This window comes from Streptomyces humidus, from assembly GCF_014649655.1.
Taxonomy (GTDB): domain Bacteria; phylum Actinomycetota; class Actinomycetes; order Streptomycetales; family Streptomycetaceae; genus Streptomyces; species Streptomyces humidus.
This window is the reverse complement of record NZ_BMTL01000022.1, coordinates 119,660-136,143: the sequence shown is the minus strand read 5'-3', so window position 1 is coordinate 136,143 and position 16,484 is coordinate 119,660. Positions and strand designations below refer to the sequence as shown.

Below are 16,484 nucleotides of genomic sequence, written 5' to 3'. Positions count from 1 at the left end.
GGCGCCTGCCTAGGATCTGACCAGCAGCTGGAAGTCGAAGGCGTACCGGGACGCGCGGTAGATGTGCGTCCCGTACTCCACCGGCCGGCCGGTGTCGTCGTACGCCGTGCGCTGCATGGTGAGCAGGGCCGCCCCCTCCTTCTCCGTGAGCAGGGCGGCCTCCTCGGCGGTGGCCGAGCGGGCTCCCACGGTCTGGCGGGCGCTGTGCAGGGTGATGCCCGCCGAGCGCAGCAGCCGGTACAGGCCGGTCGTCCCCAGGCGATCGGTGTCGAGGTCCAGCAGGGCAGGCGGCAGGTAGTTGCACAGGAACGCCACGGGCTGTCCGTGCGTGGCGCGCAGCCGCTCCAGCAGGGTGACCTCGCTGCCCTCCGCGATGCCCAGCGCGGCCGCGACGTCCGCGGTCGCCGGCACGCGCTCGTTGCGCAACACGTCCGTGGTGGGCCCCTGACCGGCCGCCTCCAGATCGTCGTACAGGCTGCTCAGCTCCAGCGGCCGCTTCACCTGGCTGTGCACCACCTGCGTGCCCACTCCGCGGCGGCGCACCAGCAGGCCCTTGTCGACGAGCGACTGGATCGCCTGGCGGACCGTCGGACGGGACAGGCCGAGGCGGGTCGACAGGTCGATCTCGTTGCCCAGGAGGTTGCCGGGGGCGAGGGCGCCGTGCTCGATGGCCGCCTCCAGCTGCTGGGCGAGCTGGTAGTAGAGCGGTACCGGGCTGCTGCGGTCCAGCGCGAAGTGCACTGCGTCGAGCGCGGAGCCGGGCACCGCACGGGCGCGCTCGCCGGTCTTCGCCATCGGGGCGCCTCCTCGGTTCGGTGGGGTGGGACGGGGTGCGGGCGGTGAGCGTCAGGCGGGCGCGGCGCCCGGGCCGGCGGCGGACCCGCCGGAGAACTTTCCTCAGGTCCGCGCCCGCGCGAGGGGTACGCCCCTTCGCGGGGGGTAGGGATCGATCTTGATGCGCCCCCTCGTGATCGAATGCAGCGGCCGGACCGGCCCGGCCCTGAGCGACGTCTCGCACGGGGGCTGGGGGATCTGGCGTCTCCCAGGTGTAGGTCCGCGGGACCTTCGGTGTCAATACTTTGTTCTGACATTCGGACCTGACGGTGAACTGATGTCTTAACAAAGTATTGACAGGGGGCCCGTCAAGGGATTGGATCCCGTCCCAGCAGCCCACGGCCCGGGTCCGGGACACCTGAACAGTCGCGGACCCGGCCCATGGCCCCGATCCGAGGAGATCCGAGGAGAAACGGCCCCCCGGATCCACGCGACCACTCCCTCCCTTCCCCGTCGGTTTCCCCGTAGCACAGTGAGGTGCAGGAAAGATGGACAGCTCTTCTCCCTTCCGCTCGCGCAGAATCGCCCCGGTCGTGGCCATGGCCGCGGCGGCGGCCCTGACCCTGGCGGGCTGCTCCAGCAGCTCCGGCGGAAAGAAGTCCGAGGAGAGCGCGGACGGCGCTTCCGCGGGCAGGGCGAGCACCCCGCGGATGACGATCGCCCTGGTGACCCATCAGTCGCCCGGCGACACCTTCTGGGACATCGTCCGCAAGGGCGCCCAGGCCGCCGCGGACAAGGACAACGTCAAGCTGGTGTACTCCGCCGACCCGAGCGCGGGCGGCCAGGCCAACCTGATCCAGAACGCGATCGACCAGAAGGTCGACGGCATCGCGGTCACCCTCGCCAAGCCCGACGCCCTCAAGGCCGTCATCGCCAAGGCGACGGCCGCGAAGATCCCCGTGGTGGGCCTCAACTCCGGTGTGAGCGAGTGGAAGAAGCTCGGCCTGCTGGAGTTCTTCGGCCAGGACGAGACGGTGGCCGGCGAGGCCCTCGGCAACAAGCTGAACTCGCTGGGCTCCAAGAAGGCCGTCTGCGTCATCCAGGAGCAGGGCAACATCGGCCTCACCCAGCGCTGCGACGGCGTGAAGAAGACGTTCTCCGGATCCGTCGAGAACCTCTACGTCAACGGCACCGACATGCCGTCCGTGAAGTCCACGATCACCGCCAAGCTCAGCCAGGACAAGGCCGTCGACCACGTCGTCACCCTCGGCGCCCCCATCGCTCTGACGGCCGCGCAGTCCGTCGCCGACGCGGGCAGCAAGGCCAAGATCGCCACCTTCGACCTCAACAAGGACCTGACCGGCGCCATCAGCAAGGGCACCGTCGAGCTGGCGGTCGACCAGCAGCCCTACCTCCAGGGCTACCTGGCGATCGACTCGCTGTGGCTCTACAAGAACAACGGCAACTACATGGGCGGCGGGGAGCAGCCGGTGCTGACCGGTCCCGCCTTCGTGGAGAAGTCCAACGTCGACGCGGTGGCCGCCTACGCCGCGAAGGGCACCCGGTGATGAGCACGACCCGGCACGCCGAGCCGGCGGTGGGAACACCGCCGGCCCCCGGCCGCAAGGAAAGTGACGGCCGGACCACGCGACGCCCCCTGGCGCTGCGCCTGCTGGCCCGCCCCGAGGTGGGCGTCTTCCTCGGCGCGGTCGCGGTGTACGTCTTCTTCCTGGTCTCGGCGCCGCCGGTGCGCGAGGGCAGCGCGATGGCGAACATCCTCTACCAGTCGTCGACGATCGGGATCATGGCGCTGCCGGTGGCACTGCTGATGATCGGCGGCGAGTTCGACCTGTCGGCCGGCGTCGCGGTGATCGCCTCGGCCCTCACCGCGAGCATGCTCAGCTACCAGCTCACCATGAACGTCTGGGTGGGCGTGGTCGTCGCGCTCCTGGTCTCCCTGGGGATCGGGTTCTTCAACGGCTGGATGGTTGTCAGGACCGGGCTGCCCAGCTTCCTGATCACGTTGGGCACGTTCCTGATCCTCCAGGGCGTGAACCTGGCCGTCACCAAGCTGGTCACCGACAACGTGGCCACCGACGACATCAGCGACATGGACGGCTTCGGCCAGGCGAAGAAGGTCTTCGCCTCGTCCTTCGACGTCGGCGGCGTCCAGGTGAAGATCACGATCGTGTACTGGCTGGTGTTCGCGGCCCTGGCCACCTGGGTGCTGCTGCGCACCAGATACGGCAACTGGGTCTTCGCGGTCGGCGGCAGCAAGGAGTCCGCGCGGGCGGTCGGCGTGCCGGTGACGTTCACGAAGATCTCGCTGTTCATGCTGGTCGGCTTCGGCGCCTGGTTCGTCGGCATGCACCAGCTGTTCACCTTCAACACCGTGCAGTCCGGCGAGGGCGTCGGCCAGGAGCTGATCTACATCTCCGCGGCCGTGATCGGCGGCTGTCTGCTGACCGGCGGCGCCGGTTCGGCGATCGGCCCGGTCTTCGGCGCGTTCATGTTCGGCATGGTGCAGCAGGGCATCGTCTACGCCGGCTGGAACCCCGACTGGTTCAAGGCCTTCCTCGGCGTGATGCTCCTCGGCGCCGTCCTGATCAATCTGTGGGTCAGCCGCACGGCGACCCGGAGGTGACCCCCATGACATCCAGCAACCACAGCGGCGCCCACGGGGCCGTCATCGCGGACACCGCCGCCGGGGGCGAGGCCGGGGCGCTCGTCGAACTGCGGAACGCGGGCAAGTCCTACGGCAACATCCGCGCCCTGCACGGCGTCAGCCTGACCGTCCACCCCGGCCGGGTGACCTGCGTCCTGGGCGACAACGGCGCCGGCAAGTCCACCCTCATCAAGATCGTCTCAGGGCTGCACCAGCACACCGAGGGAGAGTTCTTCGTCGACGGCCTGCCGGTGCGCTTCTCCACCCCGCGCGAGGCCCTCGACAAGGGGATCGCCACTGTCTACCAGGACCTCGCCACCGTCCCGCTGATGCCGGTGTGGAGGAACTTCTTCCTCGGCTCGGAGATGACCAAGGGCGCGTGGCCGCTGCGCCGCCTCGACATCGAGAGGATGAAGAGGACCGCCGACGAGGAACTGCGCAACATGGGCATCGTCCTGGACGACCTGGAACAGCCCATCGGCACCCTCTCCGGCGGCCAGCGCCAGTGCGTCGCGATCGCCCGCGCCGTCTACTTCGGGGCCCGGGTCCTCATCCTCGACGAGCCCACCGCAGCCCTCGGCGTCAAGCAGTCCGGCGTCGTGCTGAAGTACATCGCCGCCGCCCGCGAACGCGGCCTCGGCGTCATCTTCATCACCCACAACCCCCACCACGCCTACATGGTCGGCGATCACTTCAGCGTGCTGCGCCTGGGCACCATGGAGCTCACCGCCTCCCGCGACCGGGTCAGCCTCGAAGAACTCACCAACCACATGGCCGGCGGCACCGAACTCGCCGCCCTCAAGCACGAGTTGTCCCAGGTCCGCGGAGTGGACGTGGACCGGCTCCCGGAGGAGAAGGACCTCACCGCTCCGGTGGCGGCCCCCGGGGAAGGGACGTCCTGAGATGTCCGGCCCGCTGGACCGCATCATGGTGGGGTCCGCCCCCGACTCCTGGGGCGTGTGGTTCCCCGAGGACCCCCGGCAGGTGCCCTGGGAACGCTTCCTCGACGAGGTCGCCGAGGCCGGCTACTCCTGGATCGAACTCGGTCCCTACGGCTACCTGCCGACCGATCCGGCCCGTCTCGCCGACGAGGTGGACCGGCGGGGCCTGAGGGTGTCGGCGGGCACCGTCTTCGCCGGACTGCACCGCGGGCCGTCCGTCTGGGAGGCGACCTGGGCGCAGGTGAGCCAAGTGGCCGCGCTCACCCGGGAGATGGGCGCGAGGCACCTCGTCGTCATCCCGTCCTTCTGGCGGGACGACAGGACGGCCGAGCCCCTGGAGCCGCCGGAGCTGACCGGCGAGCAGTGGGCCCACCTCACCAAGGGCATGGAGCGCCTGGGGCACGAGGTGAAGGAGGCCTACGGCCTGGACCTGGTCGTCCATCCGCATGCCGACACCCACATCGACACCGAGGACCACGTCGAACGCTTCCTGGACTCCACCGACGGCGAACTGGTCAACCTCTGCCTGGACACCGGTCACTACGCCTACTGCGGCGGCGACAGCGTCGAGTTGATCGAGAACTACGGCGAGCGCATCGGCTACCTGCACCTCAAGCAGGTCGACCCGGAGGTCCTCGCCGGCGTGGTGCGCGACCGGCTGCCGTTCGGCCCCGCCGTCCGGCGCAAGGTGATGTGCGAACCGCCCTCCGGGGTACCGGAGCTGGAGCCGGTTCTGGTCGCCGCACAGCGGCTCGGCGTCGAACTGTTCGCGATCGTCGAGCAGGACATGTACCCGTGCGAGCCGGACGAGCCGCTGCCCATCGCCGTGCGTACCCGCAAGTTCCTGCGCTCCTGCGGGGCGTGAGCGGTCGCCGCCCGCGGCGCGTCCCGCCGACGGGCGGCGGCGCGCCCTCGCTCGTATGGTGGGGGTGATGGGCCGCATGCGGCCCGTGCCCCCCGGTGCGGCTGTGGCCTGCGGCGCGAGAACCTCCTCACGCGGGAGCAAGCCCATGACACACCCGTACACGCGACTGCGCGGCGGTGTCCTCGTCGCCGTCGCGGTGGGGGCGCTGATGGCGCCCGCCGCGGCAGGCGCCACGCCGCTGCCGTCCTCGGCCGCCACCGTCGCGGCCGCCGCCGAACCGCCCTCGCCCACCCCGTCCGGGGACGGCGTCGTCACCCTCACCCCGGCCGTGCGACAGCAGGTCGACGACGCCGTCCGGCGGATCATGAAGCAGGCGAACGTGCCCGGCGTGAGCGTCGGCATCTGGACGCCCGACAAGGGGCAGTACGTGAAGTCCTTCGGCGTCCGCGACAAGAGCACCGGTCAGGCCATGGACCCCGGCCTGTTCATGCGGATCGGCAGCGAGACCAAGACGTTCACCGTCACCGCGCTCCTGCAACTGGTGGACCAGGGCAGGGTCGGCCTCGACGACACCATCGGCAAGTACGTCGACGGCGTCCCGAACGGCGACCGGATCACCCTGCGGCAGCTGGCCGGTATGCGCAGCGGACTGTTCAACTACTCCGCCGACGAGGACTTCTTCAAGGCGTTTACCTCCGACCCGAGGCGGCCCTTCACCCCGCAGGAACTGCTCGGCTACTCCTTCAAGCACCCTGTGCTCTTCCCACCGGGCCAGCAGTTCTCCTACTGCAACACCAACCTCATCCTGCTCGGCCTGGTCGTCGAGAAGATGACCGGTCAGCACCTGAACGACTACATCCACGAGCACGTCCTGAACCCCGCCGGTCTCAGCGACACCCTCTTCCCGACCGGCAGCGAGTTCCCCACGCCGCACTCCCAGGGCTACACGGACCAGACCGCGACCGGAAAGGTCGAGGACTCGGCCGACTGGAACCCCTCCTGGGGCTGGGCCGCCGGCGCGATGATCTCCACCCTGGACGACCTGCGGATCTGGGCGCGCACCGTGGCCACGGGCGTGCTGCCCGACGGCGACCGGATGATCAGCCCCGCCACCCAGAGGCAGCGGCTGACGACACCGCCCACGCCCATCCCGGGCGCCGGTTACGGCCTCGGCATCTTCGACGTGCAGGGCTGGATCGGTCACAACGGCTCGCTGCCGGGTTACGAGTCGCTGACCATCTATCTGCCGTCCGCGCAGGCCACCCTGGTCGTCGTGCTGAACACCGACATCAACTACAAGAACAACGAGCCCAGCACCCTGTTCGGCGACGCGATCACGACGATCATCTCCCCGGCCCACGTCTTCGACCTGCCGGCGGAACCCACGGCGAGGTGAGGACGTTCAGACAGGTGCAGGGTGAGTGATGTCGTGCACGGGGAGGGTGAGATGGCGATGAAGGAGCAGGCCGACAGCGCGGAGGAGCGGCGTCGGGACCGGTTCGGGGCGCTGCCCGAGCGGGTGCGCCCGCAGGACATGGTGGAGGAGCGGCCGGCCACGCCGAGAGACCCGGCGCGGGACGCCTACAACCCGGAGGAGTTCATGGTCCGCTACCGAACTCTTGCCCAGTGCTCCACCCTTCAGGGCGGAGGTGTAGGGCATCCTGCCCCTGGCGGCCCGGAGGGCCGCAGATTCATGGCAAGATCGCCTTGTCCGACGACGTAGTTGTCGGATCTACCGCCGGACGGGCGGGATGTCAGGCCTGCGGAGGCCGTGTAAGACCGATCCTCACCGGTCGGCAGTGGCCCGTGAAACAGGAACCCGAGGTGGTACCGCGTAGCGGTACGGACCGGAATCTCCTGCCCTCGGGCAGGGGAGGGCGTCAATGCCTGTGAGGCGACGCGGGCGTCCTGTGCGCCGGTGAAGGCGGCCGGGGAGCTCGTTCCCCGACCGCCCTCGCACCGGGCCCGTCGGCTCAGGAGGCCCGCACCTCCGCGATGGTCACCGGCCGGTGCTCGTGCAGGGACAGCGTGCAGGCCTCCGCGATCCAGCCCGCCTCCAGGGCGTCCTCGATCGTGCAGGGCGAGGGGCGGGAGCCCGCCACGACCTCGGTGAAGGCGGTGAGTTCCGCGCGGTAGGCGGCGGTGAAGCGGTCCATGAAGAAGTCGTGCGGGACGCCGGCCGGAAACGTGACTCCGGGCTCCACCGAACGCAGCGGCAGCTTGTCCTCCAGGCCTACGGCGATCGAGTCCGCGAAACCGTGGAGCTCCATGCGGACGTCGTAACCGCGGGCGTTGTGGCGGGAGTTGGAGACCACCGCGATCGTGCCGTCGTCGAGGGTGAGGACCGCCCCGGTGGTGTCCGCGTCCCCGGCCTCCCTGATGTAGTCGGCGCCCCGGTTGCCGCCGACCGCGTAGACCTCGGTCACCTCGCGGCCCGTCACCCAGCGGATGATGTCGAAGTCGTGGACGGAACAGTCCCGGAAGATGCCGCCGGACGCGGCGACGTAGGCGGCCGGCGGCGGCGCCGGGTCCAGCGTGGTGGAGCGGACGGTGTGCAGTTCGCCCAGCTCGCCCGCCCGCACAGCCGCCCGTGCGGCGACGAAGCCCGCGTCGAAGCGGCGGTTGTAGCCGATCTGGATGGGCACGGTGCTGCCCTGGACGGCCTGGAGCACCGCGACGCCCTCGGTCATCGCCCTGGCGACGGGCTTCTCGCAGAAGACGGGGACGCCGGCCTCCACGGCGGCCAGGATCAGGCCCGGGTGGGCGTCGGTCGCCGCCGCGATCACGATGCCGTCCACCCCGGCCGCCAGCACGGCCTCGGGGGAGTCCGCGACCTCGGCGCCGAACCGCTCGGCAGCGGTCTTGGCGGCTTCCGCGAACGGGTCGGCCACGACGAGCGACTCGACGGCGTCGAGTCCGAAGAGGGTCTCGGCGTGGAAGGCGCCGATGCGGCCGAGGCCGAGGATTCCGATGCGCATGGGACGTGCAGCTCCTTGGAGGTCTTACGGGAAGCGGACGGGCGGGGGAAAGGGCCGGGGAAAGGGCGGGGCGGGGGAAGCGGACGACCTGGGGAAAGAGGACGACCTGGGGGTGGGTGGGGCCGGTGGGCCCGGCTCTGCCCGCGGTCGCGCTGCGCGAACGAGGGCAGTCCGGCCGTGGGCGTGGAGGGCGACGACGTCGACGATCCTGCCGGTCACCTCGCGAGCCGGCACGTCGACGACCGCCCCCGCAGGACGCCTGCCGCCCGCGGCCGCTCGCTGTCGTGGACGCGGACGCCCTCCTCGAGAGACGTGGAGCGCGGGCGGCCGGCGAGGCCGGCGCCGGGGTCGACGAGGGCGCGCACGTCGTCGACGTCGCGGTTCAGCCCCGTCGGCCGGGTCCGGTCTCGGGTGGAGGTGAAGGACGTGGAGGTGAAGGACATCGTCGTCCCTTCGATGACAGCGGTGACAGCGGTGGCGCGGTGCTGTCATTGTTGTCATTACAAATCCGTCGAACAACCAGCAGGCGGCCGTCAAAAACCCCTCAAGCCGACCTTCCAGGAGCCGTCCGTGGGCCACCCCTTCCCTCTCCGTGAGATCGCACGTCAGGCCGGTCTCAGCGAGGCCACCGTGGACCGGGTGCTCAACGGCAGGGGCGGGGTGCGGGACTCCACCGCGCAGGAGGTGCGGCGGGCCATCGCCGATCTGGACCGGCAGCGCACCCAGGTCAGGCTCGTCGGCCGCACCTTCATGATCGACATCGTGATGCAGGCGCCGGAACGGTTCACCACGGCCGTCCGGTCCGCGCTGGAGTCGGAGCTGCCGTCCCTGCACCCGGCCGTGCTGCGTTCCCGCTTCCACTTCCGCGAGACCGGGCCCGTCCGGGAGCTGGTCGCGACCCTGGACCGGATCGTCCGGCGCGGCTCGCAGGGCGTGATCCTCAAGGCGCCGGACGTTCCCGAGGTCACCGCGGCGGTGGGCCGGCTGGTGGCCGCCGGCATCCCGGTCGTCACCCTGGTCACGGACCTGCCCGCGAGTGCGCGTCTCGCCTACGTCGGCATCGACGACCGGGCCGCCGGGGCCACCGCCGCCTACCTCATGGGCCAGTGGCTCGGCGACCGCCCCGGGAACGTGCTCACCAGCCTGAGCAGCGGCTTCTTCCGCAACGAGGAGGAGCGCGAGATGGGCTTCCGCAGCCTGATGCGGGCCCGTCATCCGGAGCGCGCGCTCGTCGAGATCGCCGAGGGACAGGGCCTGGACGCCACCCAGTACGACCTCGTGCGGGCCGCGCTGGAACGTGACCCGGCGATCCGCGCCGTGTACTCCATCGGCGGCGGCAACATCGCCACCCTGCGCGCCTTCGCCGATCTCGGCCGCGACTGCGACGTGTTCGTGGCGCACGACCTCGACCAGGACAACACCGGGCTGCTGCGCGAGCACCGGCTGTCCGCCGTCCTCCATCACGACCTGCGGCACGACGTGCGCGAGGCCTGCCACACCGTGATGCGGGCGCACGGCGCGCTGCCCCCGGCCGGGCCCCGGCTGCCGTCGGCCATCCAGGTGGTCACCCCGTACAACATGCCGCCCCCGGGGGCGGCCGGCTGAAGCGGCCGCCCCCGGGGGCGTGTGGTGAGTGCTCTCGGTCGTCGTGGGTCTCCGTCGGTCCCCGTCGGTCTCCGGTGGTCTCCGCCGGTCTCCCTCGGTCTGCATCCCGCCTCATCCGGCTCCGGCGGTTCTCGCGCCGCGTGGACCGCCCCAGCTGGTGCGGCGCACGACCGCCGGGCGGCTCAGCGGTGCAGCAGTGCATCGGTGCAGCAGTGCAGCAGTGCAGCAGTGCAGCGGTTCAGCGGTGCAGCACGGGTGACGCGCCTGCCGGGACCGCCCGGGCCGCACTGCGGTACACCGTGACGCCCAGGGCCAGCAGCCAGTAGCTGAGGACGGCCCCCATCAGCGCCGTCGTGCCCCAGCCGTTCGCCGCGTAGAAGAATGCGGGGTCGTTGCCGAAGAACAGCGACGGCACGAAGAGGAGGTTGACGCCCGCCAGGACGTATGCGGAACGGCCGGTCCAGCGGGGCAGCACGCCGCTGCGGGTGACCGCGTGGCCTAACGCCGCGAGGAACAGCCCCAGCATGAGGCGGGAGACCGACCCGTACAGGATGTAGGTGCCGCTGACGTCGATCGTCGGGTCGATCGGGTGGTCCACGGCGATGACCGCGCCGGCCTCCAGGCCCATCGAGACCAGGGCGACGGTGGCGTGGACGAGCCCGGTGGAGAGGGATCGAGCCGAGCCATCCGTGTGCGGGGGCGACCCGGGCGACGAGTTCGCGGAAGGCGGTGAAGAACACCACCAGGCAGGCCAGTGCGACGATCCCGAGCAGCAGCCGGGACAGGACGTTCGCGTCCGGCGGCGGGCCGGAGTAGACGAAGTACAGCGGCACCTCGACGATGAGGGCGATCGCGGCGACGAGGGCCGCGAGGCCGGTCGTACGGCGGGCGACGGCTTCGGACATGGGATTCCCCCGATTTCGGTGCGGCGGTTGCGGTGCCGGCGGCCGTGTGCTCGCCGGCCTCTGAAGCGTGCCGCCCGGCAGGGCCCGCCGTCCCTGGGCCTGAGGCCCGAGTCAGGGGTGGCGCCACCGCCACCCCTAAGGGTGCACATCCGCCCAGACGCCGCTGCGCGCGGACCGTGTCATCGCGTCCAGCACGCTCGCGCTGCGGACCGCGTCGGCGAGCGTCGCCCCGTGCGGGGCGCCCTCGGCGACCGAGCGCAGGAAGCGGTACGCCTCGACGACCTTGAGGTCGTCGTAGCCCATGGCGTTCGCCGCGCCCGGCTGGAAGGCGCCGAACTCGCCGTCGCCCGGACCGACGTACACCGTGCTGACGGGCTGGTCCTGGTAGGCCGTGCCGCGGCTGACGCCCAACTCGTTCATCCGCCTGAAGTCCCAGAACACCGAGCCCTTCGTGCCGTGCACCTCGAAGCCGTAGTTGTTCTGCTCGCCGACGGAGACCCGGCAGGCCTCCAGCACCCCCCGTGCGCCGGACGCGAAGCGCAGCAGACAGCTGACGTAGTCCTCGTTCTCGACCGGGCCGAGCACACCGCCGACGGCGCGGGCGTGGCCCGCGGTCGCCCCCGTCGGGCGGGCCCGCTCGGGCACGAAGAGCGCCGTGTCGGCCGTCAGCGCGGTGATGTCGCCGAGCAGGAAGAGGGCCAGGTCGGCGCCGTGCGACGCGAGGTCGCCCAGCACGCCGCTGCCGCCGCGCTCCCGCTCGTACCGCCAGGTCAGGGCGCCGTCCGGATGGGCCGCGTAGTCGCTGAAGAGCCGGATGCGGACATGGGTGATCGCACCGAGTTCGCCGGACGCGATCAGATCGCGGGCCGTCTCGACGGCGGGCGCGTTGCGGTAGTTGAAGCCGACCGCGCCCTGCACGCCCGCCGCGGTCACCGCGTCCGCCACCGCGCGGGCGTCCCCGACCGTGAGACCCACCGGCTTCTCGATCCAGATGTGCTTGCCGGCCTCGGCCATCGCGACGCCGATCTCACGGTGCAGGAAGTTCGGCGCGGTGATGCTGACGGCGCCGACGCGGGGGTCGGCGGCCACCTCCCGCCAGTCCCGGGTGGCCGCGGTGAAGCCGAACCGGTCGGCGGCCTCCTCGGCCCGGCCGGGGACCTCCTCGGCGACGACCACCAGCTCCGGACGCAGGGCGAGCCGCGGGTAGTGGTGGCGGACGCGGGCGTACGCCTGGGTGTGCACCCGGCCCATCCAGCCGAACCCGACGACGGCGACACCGAGCGCGTCCACCATGACGGCTCCTCTCAGCCCTGCGCGGACTTCTTAGACCGGTCCATGTCCTGTCCAGGCCACCCTGCGGGCGCTCCGAACAGGGTGTCAAGGTCTCTGCGGCCGTTTGACAACCGGTCGACGACCTGGAACGGTCCAAGTCATGAGACCACCGACCATCCGTGACGTCGCCGACCGCGCGGGCGTGTCCAAATCGCTGGTCTCCCTCGTGCTGCGCGGCTCCGGGCAGGTGCGCGCGGAGAAGCGGGAGGCCGTGCTGCGCGCCGTGCGCGAACTCGGCTACCGGCCCAACGCGGCGGCGCGCAGCCTCAGCGAGGCGCGCGCCCTCCCGGAGGCGCGCGCCCTCCCGTCCGCCCGGCCGCGCCCCGGCGGCGGGGGGAACCCGCTGGTCGGCGTCCTGCTGCACGACCTGCGCAACCCCTGGTACGTCGACCTCGTGGACGGCCTCAACTCCCTGCTGCACGCGGACGGCCTGCACATGCTGCTCGCCGACGCCCGCCTGAACCGCCGCGTCGGCCAGGACCCGGCCGGCTCCTTCCTCGATCTGGGGGCGGCCGGGCTGGTGGTCGTCGGCACCCTGCCCGACCCGGCGGCGCTGGACGCGGTCGCCGAGCGGATTCCGGTCGTCGTGGCGGGCGCCCGGGAACCCGTCCCGCCGGATGTCGACGTGGTCGCCGGCGACGACGAACAGGGCGCGCGCCTGGCCACCGAGCACCTTCTCGCGCTCGGCCACCGCCGGATCGCGCACATCGCGGGCTACGGCGCGGTCGGCGAGCTGCGTCGGCGCAGCTTCGAGGCGGTGATGCGGGCGCACGGGGCGTGGGGGGCCGTGGTCGAGCCCAGTGACATGACCGAGGAGGGCGGACACCGCGCCGCCGTACGGCTGCTGGCCCGCCCGGACCGGCCCACCGCGGTGTTCGCCGTCAACGACATGGCCTGTGTGGGCGCGCTGTCGGCGGCCGAGGAGCTGGGCCTGCGCGTCCCCGGCGACCTCTCCGTGGTCGGCTACGACAACACCGGCACCTCGCGGCTGCGCCACCTGTGGCTGACCACCGTGGACAACGCCGGCCACGAGGTCGGACGCCGTGCCGCCCGCTGCCTCCTCGACCGGCTCGAGGGACGCGGGGGAGCCGGGCGGGTGCAGCTGGCCGCGCCGCTGCTGGAGATCCGGGGAACGACGGCCCCGGCGGCCGTGCCGCTCACCGACTGATCGCGCAGGCCTTCCGCAGCGTCTCGTGGAGCGGTCACGTCGCGCGGTTGCCCCCGTGCGGTCGCCCTCGCGCGGTCCGGGGGCGTGCCCGCGGACCTGCACGGAGACCCCTCGTGTGTGCCTGCACGGCGACGGCCGCATGCGCCCCCGCCCGTCAGTCGCGTGCCCGTCACTCGCGTGCCCGTCAGTCGCGGCGGGCCACGATCCGGTAGGCGTTCGACACCCGCAGCCGTCGGGACAACGGCCGCACCGCGAACCGGTCGAGCAGGGTGCCCGCCAGCAGCGCCGGGATCCCGGCGACCAGCACAACCGCGCGCAGCGCGCGACGCGCTCCGCTCGGCGGCCTGGGCAGCCAGGGCGCGTCGTCGCGCGGGGCCGCGTGGTCCAGCGCCAGCCAGACGGCGGCCAGCAGGTCCACCGGGTCGTGCGGCTCCGCGTGCTGCTCGGCCACCACCGTGAAGCCCAGGTCCCGCAGCCGTGCGCGCAGATTGGCCACCGGCACGAAGTGCAGATGCTGCGGCTGCAGCCAGGGCAGCCACCAGCGGCCCAGCAGTCGCGCGTAGCGGCTCTCGGGGTCCGGCACCTCGATGAGGAGATGCCCGCCGGGGCGTACCGTCTCGCGTGCGGCGCGCAGTTCGCGGTCGGGGTCGGTGCTGTGCTCCAGGTAGTGGAACATGCTCACCACGTCGTAGCGGCCGGCCAGTTCCGGGGCGAGGCCGGGGAAGTCGCCCCGGTACCCGCGCTTCACCCGGCCCTCCCGCTCGGCGAGTTCGACGCCGTCGGTGAAGTCGAGCCCGTCGAACGCGGTGTGGGGCAGCACCTCGCGCGCGGCCGCGCAGAAGTGGCCGTGTCCGGTGCCGACGTCCAGCCATGTCTTCGGCGCGGGGTCGTGCGGCAGCATCGACTCCGCCCGCCCCCGGTACATCTTCGTCCGGCTCCCGAAGGTGTCGCCGAGCTTCTTCTCGCCCAGCCCGTCGTAGAAGTCCCGGTAGTAGAACTCCAGGCCCCGCTCGCTCAGTCGCGGGTTCTGGAAGGTGTGCCCGCAGCCCTCGCAGCGGTCGAGGACGAACCGGCCGGGCTTGTGCTGGAGCAGGTCGGTGGTGCGCAGCCGGGTGGTCAGCTCCGGCGAGCCGCACCAGGGGCAACTGGTGCGCCGGGGTTCGAAGAGGCGGTCCGGGCCGGCGGCGATGTCCGCCTGGTAGGCGGGCCGCAGCTCGGCGATCCGCGCGGCGCGCTCGGTCTTCTCGCTCATCGGGGCTCCCTGGCCAGTTCGTCGAGTCGGGCCGCGGCGGCCGCGGCGCCGCCCGCGGCGCGGAACGCCGTGCCGATCCGGTCGGCCGCGGCGCGGTGTCCGGGATCGTCGAGGACGGTGTCGACCGCCGCGCCGACCTGACGGGCGGTGACCCGGCCGAAGCGCACCCGCACCCCGGCCCCCGCGTCCACGACCTGGCCGGCCACGACCGGCTGGTCGTCCCGGATGGGGGCCACCACCAGCGGCGTCCGGTGCCACAGCGCCTCGCACACGCTGTTGTGCCCGGCGTGGCAGACGACCGCGTCGACTCCCCTTTCCAGCAGCGCGAGTTGCGGCACGGACGGCACGACCAGCACGTCTTTGTCGTGGCCGTCGTGGCCGTGCGCCGCCAGTGTGCCGCCGGGGTCGACGATCACCGCCTGCACCCGGTCGGCCCGCTCCCGCAACGCGTCCCGGCACACGTCGAGGAACCGGCCGCCGACGTCGGCGTTCGCGGTGCCCAGGGTGACCAGGACGGTGCCGCGGTCCGGGTCGAGCCACTCCCAGGGGAAGCCTGCGGCGGACGGCCGGGAGGTGACCGACGGTCCGACCCAGCAGACCCCGTCGCGGGTGCCGCCCGCCAACTCCGGTGTGCTGAAGGCGAGAACGAGATGCGGGGAGAAGCGGGGGTCGGCGGTCCCGGCCGGATCCCCGATCGCCTCGCGCAGGTCGGTCAGCCGCCTCCGCAGCCACTCGGCGACCTTGGGCAGTCCGGCGAGCGGGTCGGTGAACTCCGCCGACGTGGTCGCCGAGGTCGCCCACGGCAGGCCCAGCCGCTCCGCGACCAGAGCGCCCGCGAAGGCCTGCTGGTCGGCGACGACGACGTCCGGACGGAACGTCTCGACCGCGGCCCGGACACCCGGGGCCATCGCCTCGGCCAGCGGCAGCAGATACCACTCCCACAGGAACTTCAGCGCCTCCGGCCCGCGCAGCTCGGCCGGCCGTTCGCCCCGCGGCGCCCCGGCACAGGCCAGGACCGGCCCGGCCGCGGGGCCTGCCAGCCGGGCGACCAGCTCCGGATCGGGACACGCCCACGCCACCTGGTGGCCGCGCGCGCGGAGTTCGGCGGCGACGCCGACGGCCGGGTTGATGTGACCGGTCAACGGCGGCACCACGAACAGGAATCGGCTCACCCGGCTGCCTCCGCCGCCACCCGTACGGCCGGCCGCCCGGCCTCCTCGACGAGCTGGAGGATGTGCCCGCCGACCGTCCCGGACGCCTCCACCAGGACCGAGTGCTCATGCCCCGGGATCACCACGGTCCGGCAGTCCGGCAGCGCCGACTCCAGCCGGGGCGCGAGCTCGGCGAGGTCGGAGTCGCCGCCGTACACACCGAGCACCGGACAGCGCACCAGGGCTATCTGAGAATCCGTCAGTACACGGCTGGCGGGGATGTCCCGGCCGAGGGTGGTGTCACGGGCCAGCCGGGCCGCTCCCTTGGCCAGACGCGCGGTGTTGTGCCCGCGGTGGGCGGAGATCCAGCGGATCGCGTCGGGCTCGTTGTGGGCGAGCTGGGTGACGACGCGGTCCAGGATGCCGCCGAGCTTCACCGCCCAGGCCGCGGTGGCCGGTTCCGACTCGATGAGGCTGACGCTAGCCGCCCGCTCGGGGCGGCGGGCCGCGAAGCCGAACGCGATCGTGCCGCCGTAGGAGTTGCCGACCAGGTGCACCGGTCCGGTCACCGCCAGCCGGTCGAGCAGTGCCTCCAGGTCGTCGATGTTGTCGTCCAGCGTGTACCCCTCGGCGGGACGCTCGCTGCGGCCGTGCCCGCGCAGGTCGTACATGACGACGTCGAGCCCGGCGGCCGCGAATGCGGGCGCGACGGTGAAGTAGTAGCTCGCCAGGCTGTCGGTGAGCAGACCGTGCACCAGCACCACGGTGGCGGTGGCGGGCCGGCCCACCCGGGGGCCGATCCGCTGGACGTGCAGCCGGACGGCGCCGGTGTCGACCATCGCCATGAC

Annotated in this window: 14 protein-coding genes and 1 pseudogene; 7 read left to right on the top strand and 8 right to left on the bottom strand. The window is 72.2% G+C overall.

The features are described from left to right. Positions 1–9: 9 nt before the first annotated feature. Complete coding sequence (locus IE239_RS25145; protein ID WP_229878296.1) at positions 10–795, bottom strand: GntR family transcriptional regulator; 786 nt, start codon at positions 793–795, stop codon at positions 10–12. 527 nt (positions 796–1,322) lie between these two features. On the opposite strand from IE239_RS25145, the gene IE239_RS25140 reads away from it, so the two are divergent. From IE239_RS25140 to IE239_RS25120, 5 genes are all read left to right on the top strand, one after another. Then, entirely contained in the window at positions 1,323–2,342 is a 1,020-nt protein-coding gene (locus IE239_RS25140; RefSeq protein WP_190151648.1) for a sugar ABC transporter substrate-binding protein, read from the top strand. Then, positions 2,342–3,418: an ABC transporter permease gene (locus tag IE239_RS25135; protein WP_190151647.1), complete on the top strand. Its 1,077-nt coding sequence runs from the start codon at positions 2,342–2,344 to the stop codon at positions 3,416–3,418. The genes IE239_RS25140 and IE239_RS25135 overlap by 1 nt, the downstream gene beginning before the upstream one ends. A gap of 5 nt (positions 3,419–3,423) precedes the next feature. Beyond that, positions 3,424–4,341, top strand: a complete 918-nt coding sequence (locus tag IE239_RS25130; RefSeq protein ID WP_190151646.1) for an ATP-binding cassette domain-containing protein — start codon at positions 3,424–3,426, stop codon at positions 4,339–4,341. A gap of 1 nt (position 4,342) precedes the next feature. Further along, complete coding sequence (locus tag IE239_RS25125) at positions 4,343–5,245, top strand: sugar phosphate isomerase/epimerase family protein (RefSeq protein WP_190151645.1); 903 nt, start codon at positions 4,343–4,345, stop codon at positions 5,243–5,245. A 145-nt stretch (positions 5,246–5,390) separates the two neighbouring features. Further along, entirely contained in the window at positions 5,391–6,641 is a 1,251-nt protein-coding gene (locus IE239_RS25120) for a serine hydrolase domain-containing protein (RefSeq protein ID WP_190151644.1), read from the top strand. Positions 6,642–7,218: 577 nt separating this feature from the next. On the opposite strand, the gene IE239_RS25115 is transcribed toward IE239_RS25120, so the two are convergent. Both IE239_RS25115 and IE239_RS25110 read right to left on the bottom strand, forming a co-directional pair. Next, entirely contained in the window at positions 7,219–8,223 is a 1,005-nt protein-coding gene (locus tag IE239_RS25115; RefSeq protein ID WP_190151643.1) for a Gfo/Idh/MocA family protein, read from the bottom strand. 215 nt (positions 8,224–8,438) lie between these two features. Next, entirely contained in the window at positions 8,439–8,666 is a 228-nt protein-coding gene (locus IE239_RS25110) for a hypothetical protein (protein WP_190151642.1), read from the bottom strand. A 127-nt stretch (positions 8,667–8,793) separates the two neighbouring features. Here IE239_RS25110 and IE239_RS25105 point away from each other — a divergent pair, with 127 nt between their 5' ends. After that, a complete protein-coding gene (locus IE239_RS25105) occupies positions 8,794–9,828 on the top strand; it encodes a LacI family DNA-binding transcriptional regulator (RefSeq protein WP_190151641.1) in 1,035 nt (344 codons plus the stop codon). Positions 9,829–10,066: 238 nt separating this feature from the next. Here IE239_RS25105 and IE239_RS25100 read toward each other — a convergent pair. Both IE239_RS25100 and IE239_RS25095 read right to left on the bottom strand, forming a co-directional pair. After that, positions 10,067–10,733, bottom strand: a pseudogene (locus IE239_RS25100) (hypothetical protein). Between the two features lie 135 nt (positions 10,734–10,868). After that, a complete protein-coding gene (locus IE239_RS25095; RefSeq protein WP_190151640.1) occupies positions 10,869–12,026 on the bottom strand; it encodes a Gfo/Idh/MocA family protein in 1,158 nt (385 codons plus the stop codon). Positions 12,027–12,165: 139 nt separating this feature from the next. Here IE239_RS25095 and IE239_RS25090 point away from each other — a divergent pair, with 139 nt between their 5' ends. Further along, positions 12,166–13,233, top strand: coding sequence for a LacI family DNA-binding transcriptional regulator (locus tag IE239_RS25090; protein WP_190151639.1), 1,068 nt, complete (start codon positions 12,166–12,168; stop codon positions 13,231–13,233). A gap of 184 nt (positions 13,234–13,417) precedes the next feature. On the opposite strand, the gene IE239_RS25085 is transcribed toward IE239_RS25090, so the two are convergent. Genes IE239_RS25085 through IE239_RS25075 form a run of 3 tightly spaced genes read right to left on the bottom strand, consistent with a single transcriptional unit; the run spans position 13,418 to position 16,481 of the window. Continuing rightward, entirely contained in the window at positions 13,418–14,485 is a 1,068-nt protein-coding gene (locus IE239_RS25085; protein ID WP_190151638.1) for a class I SAM-dependent methyltransferase, read from the bottom strand. Continuing rightward, complete coding sequence (locus IE239_RS25080; RefSeq protein ID WP_190151637.1) at positions 14,482–15,657, bottom strand: glycosyltransferase; 1,176 nt, start codon at positions 15,655–15,657, stop codon at positions 14,482–14,484. Before IE239_RS25080 ends, IE239_RS25085 begins: the two co-directional genes overlap by 4 nt. Then, positions 15,654–16,481: an alpha/beta fold hydrolase gene (locus IE239_RS25075; protein WP_190151636.1), complete on the bottom strand. Its 828-nt coding sequence runs from the start codon at positions 16,479–16,481 to the stop codon at positions 15,654–15,656. The genes IE239_RS25080 and IE239_RS25075 overlap by 4 nt, the downstream gene beginning before the upstream one ends. Between the last annotated feature and the right edge of the window lie 3 nt (positions 16,482–16,484).

Excerpts from the sequence above, each read along its gene's own strand:
- IE239_RS25075 (WP_190151636.1), bottom strand. The coding sequence starts at position 16,481 with ATGGCGATGGTCGACACCGGCGCCGTCCGGCTGCACGTCCAGCGGATC.
- IE239_RS25085 (WP_190151638.1), bottom strand. The coding sequence starts at position 14,485 with ATGAGCGAGAAGACCGAGCGCGCCGCGCGGATCGCCGAGCTGCGGCCC.
- IE239_RS25110 (WP_190151642.1), bottom strand. The coding sequence starts at position 8,666 with ATGTCCTTCACCTCCACGTCCTTCACCTCCACCCGAGACCGGACCCGG.
- IE239_RS25140 (WP_190151648.1), top strand. The coding sequence starts at position 1,323 with ATGGACAGCTCTTCTCCCTTCCGCTCGCGCAGAATCGCCCCGGTCGTG.
- IE239_RS25135 (WP_190151647.1), top strand. The coding sequence starts at position 2,342 with ATGAGCACGACCCGGCACGCCGAGCCGGCGGTGGGAACACCGCCGGCC.
- IE239_RS25120 (WP_190151644.1), top strand. The coding sequence starts at position 5,391 with ATGACACACCCGTACACGCGACTGCGCGGCGGTGTCCTCGTCGCCGTC.
- IE239_RS25130 (WP_190151646.1), top strand. The coding sequence starts at position 3,424 with ATGACATCCAGCAACCACAGCGGCGCCCACGGGGCCGTCATCGCGGAC.
- IE239_RS25095 (WP_190151640.1), bottom strand. The coding sequence starts at position 12,026 with ATGGTGGACGCGCTCGGTGTCGCCGTCGTCGGGTTCGGCTGGATGGGC.
- IE239_RS25115 (WP_190151643.1), bottom strand. The coding sequence starts at position 8,223 with ATGCGCATCGGAATCCTCGGCCTCGGCCGCATCGGCGCCTTCCACGCC.
- IE239_RS25090 (WP_190151639.1), top strand. The coding sequence starts at position 12,166 with ATGAGACCACCGACCATCCGTGACGTCGCCGACCGCGCGGGCGTGTCC.
- IE239_RS25145 (WP_229878296.1), bottom strand. The coding sequence starts at position 795 with ATGGCGAAGACCGGCGAGCGCGCCCGTGCGGTGCCCGGCTCCGCGCTC.
- IE239_RS25125 (WP_190151645.1), top strand. The coding sequence starts at position 4,343 with ATGTCCGGCCCGCTGGACCGCATCATGGTGGGGTCCGCCCCCGACTCC.